Origin of the sequence: Actinoplanes sp. NPDC048791 (assembly GCF_040650095.1) — a bacterium.
Taxonomy (GTDB): domain Bacteria; phylum Actinomycetota; class Actinomycetes; order Mycobacteriales; family Micromonosporaceae; genus Actinoplanes.
Window position 1 is genome coordinate 1 of record NZ_JBEZGQ010000959.1, and the last position, 3,211, is coordinate 3,211.

The 3,211-nt window shown below is 70.8% G+C and carries 2 protein-coding genes and 1 pseudogene; 1 reads left to right on the forward strand and 2 read right to left on the reverse strand.

The genetic code is table 11. The annotated features are described in order from the left end of the window. Positions 1-192: pseudogene (locus AB0C29_RS40440) on the reverse strand (mannitol dehydrogenase family protein); the annotation flags it as partial. Then, positions 189-1,586, reverse strand: a complete 1,398-nt coding sequence (uxaC, locus tag AB0C29_RS40445) for a glucuronate isomerase (protein ID WP_360832236.1) — start codon at positions 1,584-1,586, stop codon at positions 189-191. The pseudogene AB0C29_RS40440 and the gene uxaC, both read right to left, overlap by 4 nt. A gap of 179 nt (positions 1,587-1,765) precedes the next feature. Between uxaC and AB0C29_RS40450 the strand changes: the two genes are divergently transcribed. Continuing rightward, a complete protein-coding gene (locus tag AB0C29_RS40450) occupies positions 1,766-3,103 on the forward strand; it encodes an extracellular solute-binding protein (RefSeq protein ID WP_360832239.1) in 1,338 nt (445 codons plus the stop codon). Positions 3,104-3,211: the final 108 nt, after the last annotated feature.

Here is a 3,211-nt window from a genome sequence, read left to right on the forward strand (position 1 = left end):
CTCGGGACCGCGAACGATCAGCGTGTACCGGCCGTCCTGCGCCGCCAGCCGGTCGGCGAGCTCAGGGGACCGTCCCGTGAACGCGGCGATGCCCCAGCCGGCGGCGTCCGGGGCGGCCCCGGTGTACCAGGCTTGATGCGCCCGGAAGAAGCCGCCGAGCCCCAGGTGGACGATCCGGACCGGCGGGGTCACAGCTTGAACACCTTGCGCGGCTGGTCGCTGACCAGCGCGGACAGCGTGTCGTGGGCTTCGTCCTCGTCGAGCCGGTGGGCGGCGACCAGGCCGGCCAGGAAACCCGCGTCGAGGCGGCGTGACATGTCGTGCCGGGCCGGGATCGAGCAGAAGGCCCGGGTGTCGTCGATGAAGCCGGACAGCCGGCTGAATCCTGCGGTCTCGGTCACCCCCGCCTGGAAGCGCCCGATCTCGGCGGGGTTGTCGAGGAACCACCAGGGCGCGCCCGCGTACACGGCGGGGTAGAAGCCGGCCAGCGGGGCGATCTCCCGGCTGTACACCTCCGGGTCCACGGTGAACAGGACCAGGTGGAAGCCCGGGTACGTGCCGAAGCGGGTGAGCAGCGGCCGCAGCGAGCGGGTCAGCTCGACGGCGACCGGGATGTCGTGACCGGTGTCCGGGCCGTACCGGTCGAACGTGGCCGGGTGATGGTTGCGGTACACGCCCGGGTGCAGCGTCATGACCAGGCCGTCCTCGCACGACATGCGGGCCATCTCGAAGGTCATGTGCTGGCGGAAGGCGGTGGCCTCCTGCGGGGTCACGGTGCCGTCGAGCGCCCTCCGGTAGATGCGTTCGGCGTCGCGGTGGCCGAGCGGTTCGGTGCCCGCGTCGGCGTGACCGTGGTCGGCCGAGACGGCGCCGTGCGCGACGAAGTACCGGCGGCGTTCCTCCAGGGCGGCGACGTAGCCGGCGTAGTGGCCGCAGTCGCCGCCCAGTTCCTTGACCGCCTCGGGCCATCCCGGGCGGCCGACCTCCAGGTAGCGGTCGGGCCGGAAGGTGGGCGCGACGGTGGTGGACACGTCCGGGTCGGCGCGCAGCGCGTCGTGCACGGCCAGGTCGTCCGCGGGGTCGTCGGTGGTGGCCAGGAAGTCGATGCCGAAGCGGCGCAGCAGGGCCCGCGGCCGGTGGCTGGGCTGCCGCAGCTGCGCGTCGATCAGGTCGTAGAGCGCGTCGGCGTTGGCCGCGGACGGCCGCTCGGTCACGCCGAAGATGTCCACCAGCTCACTGTCGAACCAGTACCGCACGGGCGTGCCGCGCAGCAGGTGCCAGTTGCCGCACAACAGCCGCCAGGCCGCCCGCGCCCGGTCCTCGCCCATCGGCCCCTCGCCCACGCCCAGGTCGGACAGCGGGATGCCACCGGCGTGCAGCAGCCGGGTCACGTAGTGGTCGGGCTGGATGAACAGGCTGGTCGGATCCGCGAACGGCGTGTCCTCGAGGAGGATGCGCGGGTCGACGTGCCCGTGCGGCGAGACGATCGGCAGGTCCCGGACGGCGGTGTACAGCCGGCGGGCGAGGTCGCGCACGCCGGGGTCGGCCGGCAGCAGGCGGTCGGGGTGCACGGTCAAGGTGGCCATCGCCTGAGCCTCGTGGCGTGACGCCCGGTCCACAAGCAATTGCCATCTGTTGTCGGCACCGGGCAAGCAACAACGTGCAACTGATTGCCTGGCGCTGACCCGCGACGCAACCATCTCGTAACACTCCCGCCGTAATGCGGATCACATCGCACCGGCGAACAAGCCAAGGGAGATCGACGATGGGCTCGAGGACTTTGCGTGCAGTGGTGGCGCTGGCCGGTGCGACGGCACTCACCGTCGCGCTCGGCGCCTGCGGCGGCGATGACGACGGCGGGGGCAGTGGCGGCGGCAAGACGCTCAACGTGCTGATCGGCGCCAACACGCAGTACCCGCAGGAACAGCAGGACTGGCAGAAGTCGGTCAGCGACAAGTTCAAGGCGCAGACCGGCGCCGACGTCAAGTGGGAGACGTTCGCCAGCGCGAACGACGAGCTCACCAAGATCCAGACCTCGGTGGTCTCGGGCACCGGCCCGGATGTCTACGCCATCGGCACGACGCTGACCCCGACGGCCTACTCGACCAAGGCGTTCGTGACCCTCGGCGACAAGGAGTGGCAGAAGATCGGCGGCAAGGACAAGTTCGTGCCGTCCTCGCTGGGCATCTCCGGACCCGACGCGCAGAACCAGATCGGCATCCCGTGGGTCGGCCGGCCGTTCGTGATGGTCTACAACACCGAGCTGCTCAAGGCCGCGGGCATCACCAAGCCGGCGACCACCTGGGACGAGCTCACCCAGCACGCCAAGCAGCTGACCAAGGGCGACCAGTACGGCCTGGCCGTGGCCTACAAGGACAACTTCGACCCGTGGAAGTTCATCTGGGGCATGTCGGTGCAGGCCGGCAACCCGATCGTCGACGGCAAGACGGCCCGGATCGCCGATCCCACGGTCAGCAAGGCCTACCAGACGTACTTCGGCTGGCTGACCAAGGACAAGGTGGTCGACCCGGCCGCGGTCGGCTGGACCAACTCGCAGGCGATCGCCGCGTTCGCCAAGGGCAAGACCGGATACTTCGCGCTGACCTCCGCGCTGGCCGCCAAGACGCTGGACGCCGGTGCGGTCAAGGGCAAGTGGGCCTTCACCCTGCTGCCGACCGTGCCGCCGGGCGCCACCACCCGGCCGGCCAACGGCGTCGAGGCCGCCAGCATCCTCTCCGGCGACAACCTGCTGGTCGCCGACTACTCCAAGAACCAGGACCTGGCGTTCCAGTTCGTCAAGCTCATCACCGACCAGGACGCGCAGCTGGACATCTACAAGAAGCTGGGCCAGCTGCCGGCCAACGCCGCGGCGGCCCAGACACTGCTGTCGGATCCGCGGCTCGGCGCGGTGGTCGAGGCGCAGAAGAAGTCGGTGGCCACGCCGTTCACCGGGGCCTGGGCCGACATCCAGCTCGCGCTCACCAACGCCGTGGTGCAGTCGATCCCCGACCTGTCCAGCGGCTCGATCAGCGACGCCCAGATCGACAGCCGGCTGGCCGCGGCCCAGAAGACCGCGCAGTCCTCGCTGGACCGGGCGAAGTAGAGCGTCATGACGGACGACCGCACGACCACGCGTACGGTCGGGGACGGGCCGGCGGCCACCACCGCCGGCCGCGACCCGGCCGGCCGGCGGGTCTCTGACGCGGGACGG